This is a genomic window from Bacillus sp. T33-2 (assembly GCF_002860205.1).
Lineage (GTDB): Bacteria > Bacillota > Bacilli > Bacillales > Cytobacillaceae > T33-2.
This window is the reverse complement of sequence record NZ_PGVB01000027.1, coordinates 1-17,729: the sequence shown is the minus strand read 5'-3', so window position 1 is coordinate 17,729 and position 17,729 is coordinate 1. Positions and strand designations below refer to the sequence as shown.

At 44.9% G+C, this 17,729-nt stretch carries 17 protein-coding genes; 2 read left to right on the top strand and 15 right to left on the bottom strand.

Annotation, left to right across the window (positions count from 1 at the left end; genetic code table 11):
• Window positions 1–98 precede the first annotated feature (98 nt).
• From selB to CVD19_RS17650, 6 genes are all read right to left on the bottom strand, one after another.
• Window positions 99–1,982 (bottom strand): selenocysteine-specific translation elongation factor, encoded by a 1,884-nt coding sequence (gene selB, locus CVD19_RS17675; protein ID WP_101583943.1) that lies wholly within the window; start codon window positions 1,980–1,982, stop codon window positions 99–101.
• A 91-nt stretch (window positions 1,983–2,073) separates the two neighbouring features.
• On the bottom strand, window positions 2,074–2,883 hold the full coding sequence (gene coaW / locus CVD19_RS17670; RefSeq protein ID WP_101583942.1) for a type II pantothenate kinase: 810 nt from the start codon (window positions 2,881–2,883) through the stop codon (window positions 2,074–2,076).
• 29 nt (window positions 2,884–2,912) lie between these two features.
• Window positions 2,913–3,590, bottom strand: a complete 678-nt coding sequence (locus CVD19_RS17665) for a diphthine--ammonia ligase (protein ID WP_101583940.1) — start codon at window positions 3,588–3,590, stop codon at window positions 2,913–2,915.
• A 354-nt stretch (window positions 3,591–3,944) separates the two neighbouring features.
• Window positions 3,945–7,082 carry an AAA family ATPase gene (locus CVD19_RS17660; protein ID WP_101583937.1) on the bottom strand — a complete coding sequence of 1,046 codons (3,138 nt, stop codon included), beginning with the start codon at window positions 7,080–7,082 and terminating at the stop codon, window positions 3,945–3,947.
• Complete coding sequence (locus CVD19_RS17655; RefSeq protein WP_101583934.1) at window positions 7,079–8,224, bottom strand: exonuclease SbcCD subunit D; 1,146 nt, start codon at window positions 8,222–8,224, stop codon at window positions 7,079–7,081. Before CVD19_RS17655 ends, CVD19_RS17660 begins: the two co-directional genes overlap by 4 nt.
• A 202-nt stretch (window positions 8,225–8,426) precedes the next feature.
• A complete protein-coding gene (locus tag CVD19_RS17650; RefSeq protein WP_101583930.1) occupies window positions 8,427–9,380 on the bottom strand; it encodes a hypothetical protein in 954 nt (317 codons plus the stop codon).
• Between the two features lie 138 nt (window positions 9,381–9,518).
• Between CVD19_RS17650 and CVD19_RS17645 the strand changes: the two genes are divergently transcribed.
• The gene (locus CVD19_RS17645; RefSeq protein ID WP_101583927.1) at window positions 9,519–10,448 is read left to right on the top strand and encodes a DUF2268 domain-containing putative Zn-dependent protease; all 930 of its coding nucleotides are present in this window, start codon (window positions 9,519–9,521) and stop codon (window positions 10,446–10,448) included.
• 141 nt (window positions 10,449–10,589) lie between these two features.
• On the opposite strand, the gene CVD19_RS17640 is transcribed toward CVD19_RS17645, so the two are convergent.
• The 6 genes from CVD19_RS17640 to CVD19_RS24915 all read right to left on the bottom strand — a co-directional run bounded on the left by CVD19_RS17640 (window position 10,590) and on the right by CVD19_RS24915 (window position 13,448).
• On the bottom strand, window positions 10,590–10,790 hold the full coding sequence (locus CVD19_RS17640) for a cold-shock protein (RefSeq protein WP_101583925.1): 201 nt from the start codon (window positions 10,788–10,790) through the stop codon (window positions 10,590–10,592).
• Window positions 10,791–10,995: 205 nt separating this feature from the next.
• Window positions 10,996–11,139, bottom strand: coding sequence for a YvrJ family protein (locus CVD19_RS17635; RefSeq protein ID WP_101583922.1), 144 nt, complete (start codon window positions 11,137–11,139; stop codon window positions 10,996–10,998).
• A 73-nt stretch (window positions 11,140–11,212) separates the two neighbouring features.
• On the bottom strand, window positions 11,213–11,431 hold the full coding sequence (locus CVD19_RS17630) for a DUF2922 domain-containing protein (RefSeq protein WP_101583920.1): 219 nt from the start codon (window positions 11,429–11,431) through the stop codon (window positions 11,213–11,215).
• 34 nt (window positions 11,432–11,465) lie between these two features.
• Window positions 11,466–11,681 carry a DUF1659 domain-containing protein gene (locus CVD19_RS17625; protein WP_101583918.1) on the bottom strand — a complete coding sequence of 72 codons (216 nt, stop codon included), beginning with the start codon at window positions 11,679–11,681 and terminating at the stop codon, window positions 11,466–11,468.
• Window positions 11,682–11,865: 184 nt separating this feature from the next.
• Window positions 11,866–13,104, bottom strand: coding sequence for a sensor histidine kinase (locus tag CVD19_RS17620; RefSeq protein ID WP_101583916.1), 1,239 nt, complete (start codon window positions 13,102–13,104; stop codon window positions 11,866–11,868).
• Window positions 13,105–13,292: 188 nt separating this feature from the next.
• Entirely contained in the window at window positions 13,293–13,448 is a 156-nt protein-coding gene (locus CVD19_RS24915; RefSeq protein ID WP_180953688.1) for a hypothetical protein, read from the bottom strand.
• A gap of 354 nt (window positions 13,449–13,802) precedes the next feature.
• On the opposite strand from CVD19_RS24915, the gene CVD19_RS17610 reads away from it, so the two are divergent.
• Entirely contained in the window at window positions 13,803–14,255 is a 453-nt protein-coding gene (locus tag CVD19_RS17610) for an OsmC family protein (RefSeq protein WP_101583914.1), read from the top strand.
• Between the two features lie 62 nt (window positions 14,256–14,317).
• On the opposite strand, the gene CVD19_RS17605 is transcribed toward CVD19_RS17610, so the two are convergent.
• From CVD19_RS17605 to CVD19_RS17595, 3 genes are all read right to left on the bottom strand, one after another.
• A complete protein-coding gene (locus CVD19_RS17605) occupies window positions 14,318–15,286 on the bottom strand; it encodes an MBL fold metallo-hydrolase (protein WP_180953687.1) in 969 nt (322 codons plus the stop codon).
• Between the two features lie 126 nt (window positions 15,287–15,412).
• The gene (locus tag CVD19_RS17600) at window positions 15,413–16,096 is read right to left on the bottom strand and encodes an HAD family hydrolase (protein ID WP_180953686.1); all 684 of its coding nucleotides are present in this window, start codon (window positions 16,094–16,096) and stop codon (window positions 15,413–15,415) included.
• Window positions 16,097–16,314: 218 nt separating this feature from the next.
• Window positions 16,315–17,322 carry a VanW family protein gene (locus CVD19_RS17595; RefSeq protein ID WP_101583908.1) on the bottom strand — a complete coding sequence of 336 codons (1,008 nt, stop codon included), beginning with the start codon at window positions 17,320–17,322 and terminating at the stop codon, window positions 16,315–16,317.
• Between the last annotated feature and the right edge of the window lie 407 nt (window positions 17,323–17,729).

Genomic DNA, 17,729 nt, shown 5'->3' with positions numbered 1-17,729 from the left:
CCCGGACGCGCCTGGGGCTTTTGTATATTGTGGATCGATCCTCCTGGTATTCGTTCCACAAATCAAGCAGCAGATGTAAACCCTCTGCTGCTTGATTATTAGTTTTTCCATATTCGTTTGTTTTCGACCCGCCTGGTCAGCCCTATGGCATCAAGCCTCTCCAGAAACGGGATCATGTACTTCCTGGACAGATCCACGGCTTCTTTCGCCTGGCCGACCTCGAATTCCGGCCCGGTATGGCTTCTGAGTTTATCGACTGCCTCTGTAAAAATATCATCATGCCAATAGTATTGATCGTCCAGCGGCCTGACCAGGCCCTCAGCTTCCAGGTAGCGTGTCAGTTCCGGCGCAATTGTATCCGGTATCCCGGCATTCTTGATATAATCGTTGAGGTACTGAACCTTCAGACCATCCTGTTTTAGCTGAAGAAGCATATTTTCTGTCCGCTTTTCCCAGTTTTTCGGGACATGCGGTTTAAAATCATGCAATCTGACGAATTGATCCTTTCTGTCAAACACTCCGCTTGCAATACCCTGTTCGACAATGTATTCCAGCAGCATTTTTGGATACTGCTTTTGCAGTCCCTGAATGAGCTCAGCTTTGTTCAATCCAGGCCTCATCGGATTTTGCTGATGATAATCATTCAGGCGGTACGCTATTTCCTGCTGAATCATTTCAATCAATATCAGCAATGTATATTCTTTGCCATTGAACAGGACAAACTGATTACTGGAAAGGTTTTGTTTCAGCGTGTCTTCATCAAGTGCGGTCTGCTTGATCAGCTCAGGGAGCGAGAGGCTTTTTGCTTCATATAAAGCAGCCGTAATCCGCTCAACTGGCGTTCCCACTCTTTTCTTTTCGAGTTCCTCGACCGTTTGCTGTCCAAACCGGTATTTTCGCCCGCGGGGATCGATGACCCAGCCTCCGCCAATCGTTTCCTGGGGGCTGGGCCTGCGGACGATGAACCTGTCCCCTCGCTTTGTGACAATCTCGTCTTCCAAACGCAGCTGGCAAAGAATTTCCCCGTTTTCTTCTTTAAGTTCGTTGCGGTCAAAGAATACAATCCGGCCCATTACTTCGGCTGTCCCGATGTGGCATTTGATCGGTGTCCGCTGTTTGACAAGGTGGTCAAGATCCTCGACTACACGGATTGCGACATCAATCGTATCGGTGACGATGAAATGCTCCGACGAAACAAGGACCTGGCCGCGTTCTAAATCCTCTTTGGAAACACCGGAAAGGTTGATGGCAGCCCGTTGGCCGGCGAACGCTTCGACGGCAGGCTTGTGATGCACCTGCAGCTGCCGTGCCCTCACTTCGAGGCCTTTTGGCATAACTGTGAGCAGCTGGCCTTCTTCGACAGTTCCTTCATACACAGTGCCACGGACGACAGTACCCTGGCCTTTCACTGTAAAAACCTGGTCAATGGGCAGCCGGAAAGCACCTTTTGCATCGCGCATCTCCTGCTGTTTTAAAGTATCGATGATTAAAGACTTTAAGCCGTCGATCCCTTTATGTGAAAGGCTGTCTACCAGCATAAACGGAGAATTCTCAAACACAGTTCCTTCTAGTTCGCCTAAAATATCATCCTTCACCAAATCGATGAATTCTTCTTCGACCCGGTCGATTTTCGTGATCGCGATGATACCGGAACGGATGCCGAGGAAACCAAGAATGTCAAGGTGCTCCCTGGTTTGCGGCATGACACCCTCATCCGCTGCTACAACGAGCACGACAAGGTCGATTCCGGCTACCCCGGCGATCATTTGGCGAATGAACCGTTCATGCCCTGGGACATCGACTACGGAAATTTGGATCTCATCGTCTTCATATAGAGGTGCAAAGCCAAGCTCAATTGATATCTGGCGCTCTTTTTCTTCTTTAAGCCTGTCAGTGTCCACATTCGTCAGTGCTTTTGTCAGTGATGTTTTGCCATGGTCGATATGGCCTGCCATGCCGATAGTAAAATACCTTTTAGTCATTGCTGCCACCTACTTTTATGTATCATAAAAAATCGTAATTTGTTGTACCTTTAACTGTACTCTTCATAAATCAATTGTTCAAGAACTCAGATCACAATGCAAGCCAGGCCCCGACCGCACCGCTATATTCTCCATCGCTGAGGAACACAGGGTTTAAGCCGACCATTTTGGAGTAATATTCGAGTCCTTCTTTTAATGGCTGATTTCCCGAAAGTGTGCTGCCTATGTATACGACATCCTGGATTTGATGAATGGCGCCAGCTTGCATGCTTAAAAGTACAGTGTTTTCTGCAATCATGTTGACCAAAGAAGCAATCCGGCCGGCCGGTGTGCTTTCTGCATCAGGTTGAATCTTGGCAAAGCTGCTGGCTGTTAGGCTTCCATCGATTGGAGGTGTCTGCGGGAAATAGATATCCCTGACGAGAATATCCACTGTCCCCTTATCTCCGTCCCGGGCCAGCGTCACCAGCTCGGAAAATTCATGGTTATCAGCCAGCAATTGGCCCAGCCCCATTAATGTTCCCCCGCCAAGTCCGCTCCCAAGAATTCGCTCATACTTGTTTCCGTTTATCAAAAACCATGAGGTTCCCGTACCGATATTTACAACCAGGAACTTATCTCCAGGAATAAGGCTGGATTGCTTCAAAAGATATACTGCCCCTTCGCACACAGTCTGGAATTCCGGCAGGACCTGGCCGCCCGGAAAAAAATCGGTTCGGACCAGGTCCGCCTTGCCGCCGGTCAAGCCAATTTCCGGATGTGCAGCTGTTGCTTTCAGCCAGCCCATCACCTCATCCAATTGGTTGACAGGGTATTTTTTATAGTGGAGCCTTCCGTGCTCTTCGATTGCAAGTTTGATCAGTGACCCGCCGGCATCAATTCCAAGCTTTTGTGCTTCCATTTGTAGATTCCCCCAATTAACTTCAAGCGTTATTTTTGAACAAGTTCTCCCCGAATGAGCTCCAGCCGCCTCGTCGATTCGAGAGGAATAATTTTTCCCGTCTCGAACGCAATTTTTTGGTGGAAAAGGGGACCGTCGAAAACATAGGTGTGATACTCCCCAGCTTCTCCCATCGGGCATATGTCTTTTTTTAAAATGTCTGTTAAAAACACTTGGTCAAGCTGCCGGCCAAGCCAGGAATGATCAAGCTTGTCGTCCATAATCCGGATTGCCACTGCCTGATAGCCTGATTCCACAAAGGTATTCAGGGCGCTGGCTGAGTCTTCCTTGTCCATCCATAATGGATATAATGGCTCAATCCCTGCCATCTTTGCAACCTTTTCGCCCCAGTCACGATGTTCATCGAGGTATAAGTCCCCGAAAGCGATGCCTTCTATCCCCATTTCATCTTTTAACTGTACCAAAGTGGTGACAAAGCTTTCAGTATATGTATCAAATGTGCATTCGATAAAATGGACCGGAATTGAAAGCGCCCTTCCTTGCAGCTTGATCATATCCTTCCTTTCCCCGTGGACAAACGTCCTGTCCATCTCCTTTGGAACCGTTGTCAATAAACAGCTGACTTGATAGCCATCGTTTACCAGCCTGTCCAGTGCCAGGCAGCTGTCCTTTCCGCCGCTCCAGGATATAGCGATCTGCTTTTGCATAAGGCATCCCCTTAAGATAGTTTTGTTATTTTTATCATATACACGGGAATTGGAATAAAATGGGCGTCGGTAATATATTTTGATTTTCTATAATATATTGTGATTTGCGTTAATCAATTTGCATTATCGATAATATATTGGATTTTTCGGTAATAAAACGTGATTTTCGGTAATAAATAAATTGTCCTTCCTGACAACCACTACTTTTCCCCTGAAATATACTATTGTAAATTGATTATACGGCATGATCTTCCATTTGTGCATCAACTTTGCCGGAAACCACCATCCATTATTGGCAGAAATACTGACCCAGCAAAAATCAGCACCCATGTATGGATGCTGATTTTACGCCTGTTAGTTTAAGAGATGAAACGCAGTTTTACTTCCTGACTGGGTTGAAGTGACTTCGAGCCTTGCATCAATGCGTTCCTTTAGCTCGGGAACATGGGAGATGATGCCGACGAGGCGGCCGCTGCTCTGGATGTCAATCAATGCTTCGATTGCCTGGTCGAGTGATTCCGGGTCAAGCGTGCCAAATCCCTCATCGATGAACATTGTTTCCAGTGACACGCCCCCTGCATAGTTCTGGACGACATCGGCAAGGCCGAGTGCCAACGAAAGCGAGGCTTTGAAGCTCTCCCCTCCGGAAAGGGTTTTGACATGCCGTTCCTGGCCTGTGTACTGGTCTGCCACGAGCAGCTCCAGCCCGCTCTGGACATTTCCCTTTGAGCGGTCAGTTTTTCGGAGCAGGCTGTATCGCCCTCCGGTCATTTTGGAGAGCCTCACATTCGCTTCTGCCAAAATATCATCCAGGAAGGCGGCCAGTACAAAGCGCTCGAATGTAATCCTGTATGTGTTCTGTCCTTTAGAGATTTCATACAAATGGCCAATAAGCTTGTACCGTTCTTCAAGAGCCTTCATCTGCTCGTTGATCGTTTCCACGGTTTGTAGTATGTGCTCGTTATCCCGTTTTTTGATGGACAGGTCCTGGTACTGTTCGTCGGCCTTCCGTATTTTTTCCGTCAGCTCCAGGAAATTCTTTTTCAGCCCGTCCAGGTCCGGTTTTTTCACACCGGAAAGAAGCCTTGACAATTCCTCAAACCTGTCCGTCACGGAACGAAGCTCTTCCCTGTACTCGCGAATTTCGGTCTCCAGCCGTGCAATTTCGGCACTGGACTTTTTTGATCCCTGGTACGACTGATAGTTTTCGAATCCTTGGCTGAGCATATTATTTTTAAACGTTTCCCGCTCAGCTGCCAGTTTTGAATCAGTTTCCTTAACATGATTTTGGACGGTTTCCAGGCGAGCTTTTTCTGAGCCGAGCGCTTCCTTTGCATTCTGGTGGTTTTGCCGTGCCTGTTCAAGCTGCCAGTCCATGTCTTTCAGGCAGCTCGTTGCGATATCAAGCTGCCGTTCAAATTTTTCAATTGAACGAAGCTCTTCCGGTATGCTGCCGGTCATGCGGGCAAGAGTTGTATTTCTCTCTGTATATTGAATGGTCAGCTCATTCAGCTTTTCATCGAGCAGCTTTATTTCCTTCTGCAGTCGATCTTTGGAGACATCAAGGCTCGCAAGTTCCTTTTTAATTGGCTCACTCCGCTCTTTCTTATGCAGCACAGTTTTTTGCACGGCCAGAAGTTCGGAAAGGTTTTCCTTCAACAACACAACTGTGGCATCCAGTTGCTCCAACTCAAATTCGGGACGCAGTTTATGAATCGTGCTGATCAATTCTGCACTACTTTCATGCAAGGCACTGACTGCTGCCTCTGACTCTATCCAGGCTTTTTCCGTTGTTGCTTTTTCTTTTTCGAGACGGGCGGCCTGCTCTCTTGCAGCCTTTAAATCAGCCTCAGTAGGCATGCCATCAGATGTGCCGTACGCAGGATTCGGATGGTGCTCAGATCCGCACACCGGGCAGGCATCCCCGGACCTTAGCGAGGATGCCAATACAGCGGCCTGTGAATGCAGCCATTTTTGCTCAAGCTCCTGGACGAGGGCTTTCCCATCCATCAGGCGGGCCTCCGCATTGTCGAACTCTCTTTTGCGTGTCTTATATGCTTCGAGTGCGAGCTGATATCGTTTGTTATGGATTTTCAGCTTATCGAGACCTTCGAGTTCAGCTTCAAGCTTTTCTGCCATTCGTTCGTTTTCCAGAAAAGCGATTTGTGCTTTTTCAGCTTCCTCTTTTTCAGACTGAAGCTCCTTTACCTGCTTTTCCACAGCCTCAAGATTCGCTTCCATCAGTTTCTTTTCGCTGTTTCCCTTATTTAAAGCGGATAGCAAATGTGCCGTTTCTTTTTCCACTCCGGCCAACGCTTGTACATCTGCTTTTATATGTTCAAGGCGGTTGACATCCTCCGCCGCCTGCTTACGCTCCGGTTCCCGGTCAATTTGCTGCTGAAGCTCGCGCTCGCACACCGCCAATTTACTAGCCAAGCCATCAATATTGCGGGTAATTCCTGCCAGTTGCCTGTTTAAATCATCAAGATCACGTTTAAGCCGGTGGCATAGCTCTTCCTGGCTGGCGAGCAGGGCTGCTTTTTTAGCCAGATCCGTTTCCTGCTCCTTCGCCTGATAGATGTCCTTTTTGCCCTGGAGCTCTTCTTTTTTCAGCCGCAGCTCTTCCATTGTGTTGAGCTGTTTCAAGGTTGATTCTGCCTCGAAAATTTGTTTTTGCAGAATATCACGTTCTTCCTGCCTTTTGCTTCGATCAACATTCAATTCATCAAGCTTCCCGTCCATTGACAGGAGCTCTTGTTTTAAAAGGGGAAGGATCAGTGCATCGTTCACACTCCCCGCCTCCACATAACTGATCAGCTCCTCGTTATCGATAGCGTGGATTTTGCGGATCGCCTGATCTCTCTCTTCAACCTGTCTGTCGACTGATTTTTTCAGTTCAGCAGCTTCTTCCTTCAGCTTCTCTTCGACCCGCTTATAAATTTCAGTATGGAACAGCCGCTGCAGGATTGCCTCCTTATCTTTGCTGTCCGAAGTAAGGAGCTTGCGGAATTCATTCTGGGGGATCATCAGTATTTGCCTGAACTGGTTGCTGTCAATGATCATGATGTCCTTTATTTTCTCGTCGACATCCCGGATATTGGCTGCCAACAGCTGGTGCTCTCCGTACTCATTCAGCATGTAAAGCTCGGCTTTAGCCCCGATTGATGTTAAACCGTCGCCCCGTTCCTTTTTCTTATGCTGCTGGGGAGAACGCGTAATCCGGTACGATTTTTGCCTTAGTGAAAATTCAAGGCTGACTTCAGTCAACAAATCATTCCCCGCAAACTGGCTTCTCAGATCAGGGCCGTTCCGGTCTTCACCGCTCGCCTTCCCGTAGATGGCATAGCTGATCGCATCAAAAATGGTGGTTTTTCCCGATCCCGTTTTCCCGGAAATGACGAACATCGTGCGGTTTTCAAGCTGGGAAAAGTCGATCGTTTCCGTTCCGGCATAAGGGCCGAACGCCTGCATCGTAAGCTTTAACGGCTTCATCCCGACCCCTCCTCTTTCAGTACCTTCGCGATTATCCCAGCCATAATATCACGCTTGTCCTCCGTGAACTCGGCCGTAGTCATTTCATGGTAAAATTGCTCAAATAATTCAATCTCAGATTTTTTCTCATCTTTTACGGAAGTAAAATTCTGTTTGCGCTTCTGGTCGACAGACTCTATTTTCCGCTCCAGATGAAGCACATTCGGGTATATTTGGCGCAGCTTTCCGATCGGGTCGATCAGCGCCCCTTCATCAAGCAATGAAACCTTCAGGTAATCATCGGTTTTTTGTTGTTTGTAAAATGAAGGATCAAGCAGCTGCTCCAGTGTTCCCTCGAGCTCCCTCATATCCTGGGCAGGCGTGAGAGACCTGTACTGTAAATCAAAGCTGCCGTTGCCAGACATTTCAATGATCGAGATCGCTTTCCTTTGTGCCGCCTCTGAAAACGAATATTTCATCAGTGACCCGGAATATTTAATTTTATCATGGCGAATTGCGTCCGGGCTGTGAAGATGCCCGAGAGCGGTAAACGAAAAAGGATCAAATAAATCCGATGTCACACAGCCAGACCCTCCGACTGACAAAATCCTTTCGGAATCACATGTCTGCCCCCCGAGAACGAAGGCATGCCCGACAAGGACGTTGGGCTCGTTGGGGTTCAATGATTCTTCTATTTTTCCTATTAATGCTTTCATGGCATCCTGGTGGGTATGGATCGTTTGGTCGTCCAGCAAATGCCGGACAAATCCTGGTTCCGCAAACGGCACAAGATAAAAATTGACCCCATTAATATGTACAGGCGTAAAATCGTTTGATAGTTTACCGGTCAAATAGAAATGGCTGTGGCGGTACCATGAGCTGCCAAAAGAAAGGCGTTCGGCGCTATCATGGTTCCCTGCTATCGCCACTACCGGCGTTTTTAATTCAACATTAATTTTAAACAGGATTTCATCGAGCAGCTCGACTGCTTCCGTTGGCGGCACCGAACGGTCATACAAATCTCCGGCTATGACGACTGCATCCGGCTGTTCTTCTTCAACAAGGTCGATAAATTGATTTAGGACTTGGCGTTGGTCCTCCGTCATGTAAACACCATGAACCAGCTTCCCGAGGTGCCAGTCCCCTGTATGTATAAATTTCATTTGAATTCCTCTCCCTCCGGCCTAGGGCTATATGTTCTGCTATTATTATAGCAAACATTCGTTTGATTCCAGCCTTTCAAATTAAGGAAATCGGATTGGAATCTTTCCCTATCACGGGCATTGGCTATTTTTGTGATGAAAATGAAGAATGCAAAAAAACCTGCCTGATCAAGCAGGTTCTATTGCTGCTAAATATGTGTGTTTAAGAAGAGCATCCGCCGCCGCAGCTTGAGCAGCTTCCGCTGGAACAGCTGCTGTCACCCTTGCCATCGGAACCTTGACTTCCTGATCCACAAAAGCTGGCCGACGAGCACCCGCTGGTGGAATGGAACTGGTTTGCGAAGGCATATTTATTTACATACGCCCAGTAATCGTCAAAGTAATAATATGAGAAAAATACCATAACGAGTGATAGTGACGTTAAATCACCATACGTGGCCGGCCGTGAAAAATGTCCCCGTTCGTTTTCGGTATTTATTGCCTGTGATTCATTGATCTGTTTTTTCATTTTCATGATTAAGTAAACGGCGAGTTCTTTGCTTTCATCCTTCACTTTGAAATATTTATGCAGAAGCCCGTCTGTATTGAGGTTTTTAAAATCCTGTAAAACCTTTTGGTCAAGTGGATACCTGAAGAAACCTCCCCATGCCTTCCAGCTATATTCGGTTATTTCGAACAGCTGTGAAAACACCCAGTCAAAGAAGGCTCTCTCCTGCGGCACAGGCTCAGAGTCAAGGTTCGGGGTATGGTGCAGCATTGTTCCGATATACTTTTCAGAAAACCTTTGATAGTCTTCAGTGAACATCAGCATTTCATGCCAAATATCATCCACTTCTTCACTGAACATCGGTGTTGATTTCAACAGCGAGTTGAGCAGGAAATACCGTTTTAACTCAAACAGGCGCCACTCGAATTCATCTTCCGTTATTTCCGGATGCTGTTTCAGATAACGGCTTCTTACCTTTGAAACATATTCTTCGCCAAACGCAGCATCAAGCTTTCCGCTCAGGTGCGCCAGTGGTACGCCGTTTAAAATCCCTAAATTCCGGGGTATATTTTCTTTAATCAGTTTTGAATTTTTGCTTTTATTGCCCGTAAAAAAACTTACAGCCATAATTATCGCGACCCCTGCTGCGACAGAAATGATGATTGACATTTTGCTGCACCTCCTCTTTTACGTAATTTTACGATAGTGACCGTGAAAAAGTTTCGAATATTTTCAAAAAATGTTAATTTTCTAGCGTTTACATGTGCTATCTTTGAAGGGCATACATGACTGGAAGAAGGTGATACGGTGAGAAAGCTGCTTATTTTGCTTGCTGTATTTTTGTTAGGCTCATGTTTAAAAAACGAACAGAAAGTGCAGGAGTACGAAAATTCAAGATTTTCCTATGACCATCCCAACAACAATACAAAGCAGCAATTTGAAATCATTCATGTTTACAAGCTATATGATTCTTTTATGAAAAACTCCAAGAATAAGGACAAACGGGAAGTTGGTGAACTATATAAGGAGCAAATCATCGAACCTGTTTATGACGCTTGTTTCAAGGACGCCGAATATTTACATATCGCGGACCACCTGATGGTGCACCCCCCGGAAGATCTCGACCGGATGCAGCAAATTGTCGATAGTATAGATCAAGGTACAACAGAAACATTATTTAAAGAAACTCTGCTAAAATCTGCAGAAATATTACCAACTTCAAACAAGACCACCGTTTGTGTGTTTCCAACCTTCAATCACAATGAGGCTCCCATGTTCGCACAGGGGGCAGGTAAAATTACCGTATTGCTAAGCCCCTATTTAAGCGAGGCGATGATTAAGGCAGGACTTGCCCATGAGTATCACCACAGCGTCTGGACAGAAAAGTATTTTGATGAAAAAAAACATACGGTCCTAGATAATTTTGTTTTTGAGGGAAAAGCCGTGATGTTTGAAAAAACAGTATATCCAGATTTTACTTTAACAAAGGTTGATCCGGCTTTTGACCGGGAGAACTGGGACAAAATCAATGGGGATCTAAATATGGTTTCACTAGCCAGGAGCAGGGAAATCCTGTTCGGCGGAGGGGACCTGCCTCCAGGCTTTGGTTATAGCGAGGGGTATAAAATGGTGAAAGCCTATCTTGACACTCATCCGGGCTTGGACCCTGCCGAATGGACTGCCATACCTGCAAAGGAAATTTATGAAGAGGGCAGGTACGAGGAGAATTACAAATGAGAAGAAAATATCCATGAGCCATAAGTTGATGGCGTTTCGTGTCACCAAACCGTGCAGTATGCAAGAGGATTCTGGCCGATTCGGCCAAAAATATAAAAAGCCCAGCCAATCGGCTGAGCTGTAATGGAAGTTATCCGTTAATTATGCTTTTTGAACGTTAGCAGCTTGTGGTCCACGAGCACCTTCAACTACTTCGAAAGTAACTTCTTGACCTTCTTCTAATGTTTTGAAACCTTCAGTTTGAATTGCAGAGTAATGAACGAAAACGTCGTTGCCATCTTCAGCTTCGATGAATCCGAAACCTTTTTCAGAGTTAAACCATTTTACTTTACCGTTTTTCATTAAAAAAAATCCTCCTAGATTGGCTTAACTTAAGCCATGTGTTAAATTTACCAATTTACAACGTATAGTTTAACCTCATCACTTCAACTTATTCAAACGTTTTCAAACATTAGAACAAGCTAATTGCATAAACCCTTAACGATGCAACCGGCTATCTTAAATTTAGCACCTTTATGAAGGAATGTCAAGTTAAGGTAATTAGGTCTTAAGGCCTTTCTTGCAGCCGTTCAGGGAGACTTTGGATCGATTGGACAACGTTGTCAAGCTTTGCCTCAATACGGTGAAGCAAGTACAGCGTCACGACAATCGGAAAACCGACATCGCTTATGAACGGAATAAGCTGATCCATTTTCCTTTACCTCCTTAATTAAGAGATTAAAAGAGGCCGGTTCCAAAAAGGAAGCCGGCCCCCGTTGCTGCTGTTACGCTAATTCGTATTCTGTCACGTTGCGCTCGACGACTCTTGCGCCACTTACAGCAGCAAGGCTGCCAGAGCTTGTCGAGAAGGCATTCGATGCGATGATTGCCTGCATCGCAAGCTTCACGGCCGCCTGGTCAACCGGTTCCTTTGGATTATCGACGGTAAGCCGGGCATTTTTGCCCTGATCGGTCACAAATTGCAATTCCAGTGTCTTAGCCATTGTATTCACCTCCTACTTATTGATTTCGAATGGATTAGATGATGTCAAAGTTGTCAGTACGCTCTACAACACTTAGCGGGTATCCGCAAAGTCCTGCAAGAGCCTGGGCGGCTTGCTGAACCTGGTCAGGAGTCGCTTCCTTTTTTACATTGTTGTAGGTTTTGCCTTTAAAAATTGGCTCTCCCTTTTCGTCCATGCCAGTTTCAAACAGCAGCCTGATGCTTGAATCTTTTAACATTGCCTGTGCCATGCCTCTCACCTCCCTTCACCCTCTATATATGGAAAAAGGACAGAAAAGGACATGCACCCAGAAAATAATTTTTTTATCTTTTCCGGGCGTAAAACCGGAAAAAAGCCTCCTGCTGTAAGCAGGAAGCCGCTCATCGATTTTAATTAACCCTCTTACGATTCAAGCCGCACTGAGGTTACCTTATTTATATCACTGGAAAAGTGATGATGAACGATGTGCCTTTTCCAGCCATGCTCGTTACCTCAACTTTTCCGTTCATGGCTCTAATAATGCTGTAAGTCACCATCATTCCCAATCCTGTTCCCTTCTTGCCTTTGGTGGAGTAATATGGCTCACCAAGCCGGTCGAGCTGTTCTTCAGACATTCCGATGCCTGTATCAGAAACGAGGATTTTCACCGAATTTCCTGCCCTGCTTGTCCGGACCGTAAGAGTGCCACCATCTGGCATCGCTTCAAGGCCATTCTTGATCAAATTGATGAATCCCTGTGTGAATTTTTGCCGGTCTCCCTGGATTTTTAAATCACGGGAAAGTTGGTGGACGATTTCAATTCCATTCATGTTTGCCATCGGCTGAAGGATATTTAAGACGTGGGCTAGCTCTTTATGCAGTTCGATTTCTTCCACCTGGTCGATGGATGGCCTTGCAAATGTGAGATAATCACTTATAACCTGTTCTGCTCTGTCTAATTCCTGGACGGCAATCTCAATGAATTCCTTCCTTTTATCCAGTGAATCCTCTTCCTCTTTCAACAGCTGCAGAAAGCCTTTAACCGTTGTCAATGGGTTCCGGATTTCATGTGATATAGCCGCGCTCATATGGCTGACAGCCTCTATTTTTTCAGCTTTGGCAAGCTTTTGCCGCATCAGGGCATTGTGCCTGAGTGTTTCGATTGAATAACTGATAATTCCGGCTGCAATTGCGGGAATAAAGATGAAACTGATCCAGGTTTCTGCATTGATGACAGGCTTTGTGATAACTGTGATCATTTCCAGCAAAATGAATGAGGTAAAAACATTAATAAGAACTGAAACCGCCATACGCATTTTAAAAGTAGCTTCAATAAACCAGCCATGTAACCACTTTAACAGGAGTGACAACATGATGAAAACTGCTGCTGAGACCCAGAAGCCCTCGTCTATTCCGATAAATCCCCTCATTAATATAGTGAGGACAGCGAGCAGGAAAGCATTCCCAGTGTAGAGAATGCCAAGAATCAAAGGTACCTGCCTTAAATCAAAGTAAATCCCGTCCTGGGCTTGGACCGAGAAAACAAAGCAGGTGAAGATTGACAGGATAAAATAGAGCAGAGACACCAGGTTATGCTCGTCTTTTTCGTTCCAACGCTCGCTAAGCATTTGCATAAAAAATAACAGGACAAGTACAAGAGACAAGTTTAGAAGCAGATGTTTCGTAATTTCCACATGAACACCATCCAGAGTAATTTCATCGACTAAAGAAGAAAAGCCATTTTTTCAGTGGTATCGACAGGGATGCTGACTTACATGCATTTTACTTCCACTTTGTATTTTCAGCAATGCTTTTTTAAGAATGAAATTGTACATAAAAAAATAAGACAGAGAAAAATCTTATCCTCTGTCTTTTTATTTGCTTATTTTTTGTTATTTTTTGTAGACCTGGACGGTTCAGGCTGTTCTCCCCCAATCAATGGTTCAAGCGTTTCCCTGTTGTACTTGCTTTTTGAGTCACCCATTCCCGGCAGCGTATTGGACATCGGCAGCTGTTCCAGTTCTTTTCCTCTCGGCATGTTGAGGCACACCTCCTTTGTACATAAATTGCTACAATCTGAAGATTTCTACCCATTAGCAAATTTTGACATACAATCTACTTAATATCCTACTATTACCAACCCATGTTTTTAAAACCGGGCTCTTGGATAAGGGAGCTGCCCATTTGCAGCGATACTGATAATTTTCTGGATATCTTTATGATGATAGGCAGGAAAAGTCTCGTGCCCTGGCCGGTAATAAAAAATCTTGCCTTTTCCCCGTCTAAAAGTACAGCCACTGAAGAACCTTTTGTTAGTCTTAGTGCGGTTCGCTAGTTTTTTTATCATTTATGGATTAAAATGGTCTGAAAATGGCCGAGTGGAGGAATGACAATGGCAGAACATCACTTTCATTTGCAGGCGAATTGGCCGGGACTTCGAAATGATGTTGGAGATATTTCAGTTGGTAATTTAATTACAAAGGTTTCCATTCCACCGGAAATGGATGGCCCGGGTATCGGTACGAATCCGGATGAAATGCTTCTCGGGGCCGCAGCAACCTGTTATATCATCACACTTGCTGCGATGATGGAACGGAGTCATTTGGAGAAGGAAGCTTTAACAATGGAGTCGGAAGGTATAGTCGACGTGACGAACGCCATCATCACCTATAAGAAAATTATCCACCGGCCTTTTATCCTTCTGAAAAAAGATGCGACAGACCTGGACATACAATTGGCTCAGAGGCTTGCTGAAAAGGCTGAAAAGTCATGCATGATCAGCCGCGCCATTCAGGGCAACGTCGAAATTGAACTCCAGGCATTCATTAATATTTCAACAAACTAAAACGGAGGAACCACCCCTCCGTTTGAATCTGCAGCACAGTTATTTCTTAGCTTGCCTGTGGATTAAGTTGAGTAATAGATTACGCCATCCTCGTTCTGCGCCACAATCTCTCCCCTGTCTTCCAAAAGGTCCAGAAGGCCGATTGTATCGGAAGCCAGCAGGGTCATTGCGCCTTCAAATCTGCCCGGGTACAATTTCTTCACTAATTGATAGCCATTTTTTTTACCGTCCAACAGCATGCTTCTCACTCGTGCCGCACGTTTATCAATTTTTTCAAGCGTTTCATTTATCAGTTCCCGTGAATTGTCAATCGGCTCCCCATGGCCAGAAAGTGTTATTTGAATGGGATACTCCACCAGCTTTTTCAGATTGTCCACATACTGGATCAGCGGCCTGGAACGTTCGGTCTCCGGTTCTATCGGCGGCTCAAGGAAAATGCCGGCTGGTATATGCTTGATTAAATGGTCACCGGCAATTAACACCTTGTCGACAGAATTGTATAGGGAAATATGACTTTGTGCATGGCCTTTCGTGTCAATGACCCGCCAGCCGGTTAAGCCTGGAAGCTGCTCTCCCTCATTTAAATCCTTTGATATATCAATCTTTCTGTTAAATGGCTGGTCCCAGCCTTTGAAGCTTGCCAGTTCATGGGAAAGCTGTTCCGCAAGGCCAAATTCCGTATAAAACCCTTTAAAAAACCGATATGTGTTTTCAGAGTGAATAACATCTTTAGTTAAGTAAGGCCGGCAATTCGCATGGGCATATACAGGGATAGGATTTGCATCCAAAATATACTCCAATAAACCTACATGATCACCATGATGGTGCGTAAGTACAATTTGTTCGATATCCTTGACATTTAGCCCGAGTGCTTTTAATGCTGTGTTGAATTCATCCCATGCTTTTCCTAATTTCCTCCCGGCATCGACCAATGTTAATTTTTCTCCATAAACAAGAAACACATTGACAGGTCCGACAGGCCAATCAGTCGATAACTGAATCGTTTCAATTTTTGATTTCAAGCTTATCACGCAATCAACACTCCTATCCCTGAATGAGTTCCTTAAGGTTTGGAAACACAGGCATAAATAATGAATGATTGGTCATTCATTAACAGCTGATGCCCAAACGTGACAGGCACGACATTGGTGATTAAGTTACAAATTCACCAAAGCGGGTATTCTTAAAATCTCACTAAGGCCTTGAACTACAAAATCCGGTTGCACATTGCCAGTGACTTGTTTGTTGGATCTGTTTACCCAAACACTGTTAATACCAACACGGTTAGCTCCCGCAACATCACTTGTCAAAGAGTCACCGACATGCATCACTTCCTCAGGAGACCGCCCGCTTACCTTTAAGGCATAATCGAACATTTCACGATGTGGTTTATAAGATTTGACATGTTCGCTCGTGATAACCCGGTCCACTTTCAACTGTAACACGTTTATTGCTTCAATAATATCAGCATGGTCGACGTTTGAGAGGATATAGACAGGAATTGTATTTTTGGCAAAAAAATCGGCCGCATCAGTAAAGATGCTTGGATTTTTCCAATGGTTGAACATTGACTCAAGCAATTCATCCTCGTTCGCATCGGAACGGAATTGGGTAAGCGTATTTCGTAATGATGAAGCACTCAGCTCCCTTTGTTTTAAAAATGTATCGCCGCGACCGCCAATCAGTAAATCGTTAAACTCCTTCATCCAGAACTGGCCAATTTCAACTGCTGAAGCTTCAGTCAGGGACTGTTGTTTAATTTTATGGCAAATGTTCATCATCGTTTCCGTTTCTTCGTGGACGACTGTTCCGTAAAAATCTAAAAAAATAGCCTTAATCACCAATATACCCTCCCCATTCAATGCACTATTAATTGTTAATTCTATACCTTTTGCTATTAAGCTTCCATAATTATGTTTTGACAAATATACTTGCTTATGGATTCGGTGGTTGATACCGAAATGGATAAAAGCCCGCTTGTAAATAAGACAAGCGAGCTGGCAACTTGCATTATTGTTTGTATCTAAATTGATGAATCCGGCAAGGAATCTCTAACCTATTAAACACCCTTTTTTATTACTCCTTTATAATGCGCCGATGTTCTCACTTCTATTGTAAGGGTTCCGTTGCCGAAGATCGTCCTTATTAAAAACGGGACCCCTGTCGTATTTTGGAATCTAAAATCTTTGCCCCCATAAGAAACCGTAGCATCCCGTCCTGTCGGCACATAACCGACAGTCACAGAGTGATGATGTTTTTCCACGTAACTAACCCCTATTTGGTCGACAGCATTGTAAAGTGTAGACGACGTCTGGCAGATTCCTCCCCCAATTCCCATCACCAATTTACCATTTATCGCTTCTTCCGCCGGCTGGTATCCATGGGCTTCGTCACTTGGCCCTACTGTTGTGTTAAATGAGAAGTAGTCTCCATTTCCGACGATGACATTATTTATGGCCAAGGCCGACAACTCGATATTTTTTGTTCTTCCAACAACGCCGCTGTTAAAACGGGTTGTATAGGCTGCAACTAATTCTTCTCCCAAAGTGGCAACATCTTCGGGCCGATAGCCGCTTTCCTCCACATGAATTGGCAATTCCACATCTCCACCCTTGGCAGAAGCTTCAATGACCTTTTGCGTCAGCTCGGCTTCTTCAAGGATTCGCATCGGATTTCCTTTTATGATCTGGCCATTTGCATCTATTTTATCAAGGATCATTCTTTGGTCGTATCCTGGAGTGGTTGCTGTTCCCCTCGCCAGTTCCTTGGCCCATTTTTCAATTTCTGCTTTATACTTGGCATCATCTGTACCAAATCCCATCTCCTTAGGATTAAAGGTTCTAATGACGTTTTTCGTAATCGGGTCCACCACATTTAATAAAACTGGTTTTTCTTCTTTTATTTCTACTTTTTCTACATCGGCGGATTTCTCATTTTCAATTTTCTTCTCCAGCTCCGCTACTTTTTTCTCCAATTCCTCTTCTTTCGCAGTTGTATCTGCACACCCGGTGAGCCCTACCAAACTGGAAAATAATAAACATGATACCACCCTAGTTCGTTTACCCATGTTCCCCCAACTTTTCTTATTAATTTTGCTTTTAGACATTGTGACGCACCATACATACATAAATAACAGGAAATCGATTTCCATTTCTTAATTTATTCGTTATTCAGAACAATATTCCTTCAACAAAATATTGATGCTGCACTTTATTACTTAGACGTACTTTTTTCGGAAAAGACGCATTGAATTGGGAAATATTTTCATAGTGCTTTAGGTGCAAATTTATGTCCAAAAAGTTTGCCCGTGCAGTATATGCACCGCAGTGAACAAAGGTGTTCCGCGGCAGTGAGGCAGGATAACAATAAAGTAGGGAAACCTCTCTCAAGGCTTCCCCCTTATCAAACCGTCATTGACCACACTTTGTTGGACAATACGGTCCTCAATCGTGGGAATACCCAAGGGACGCTTCT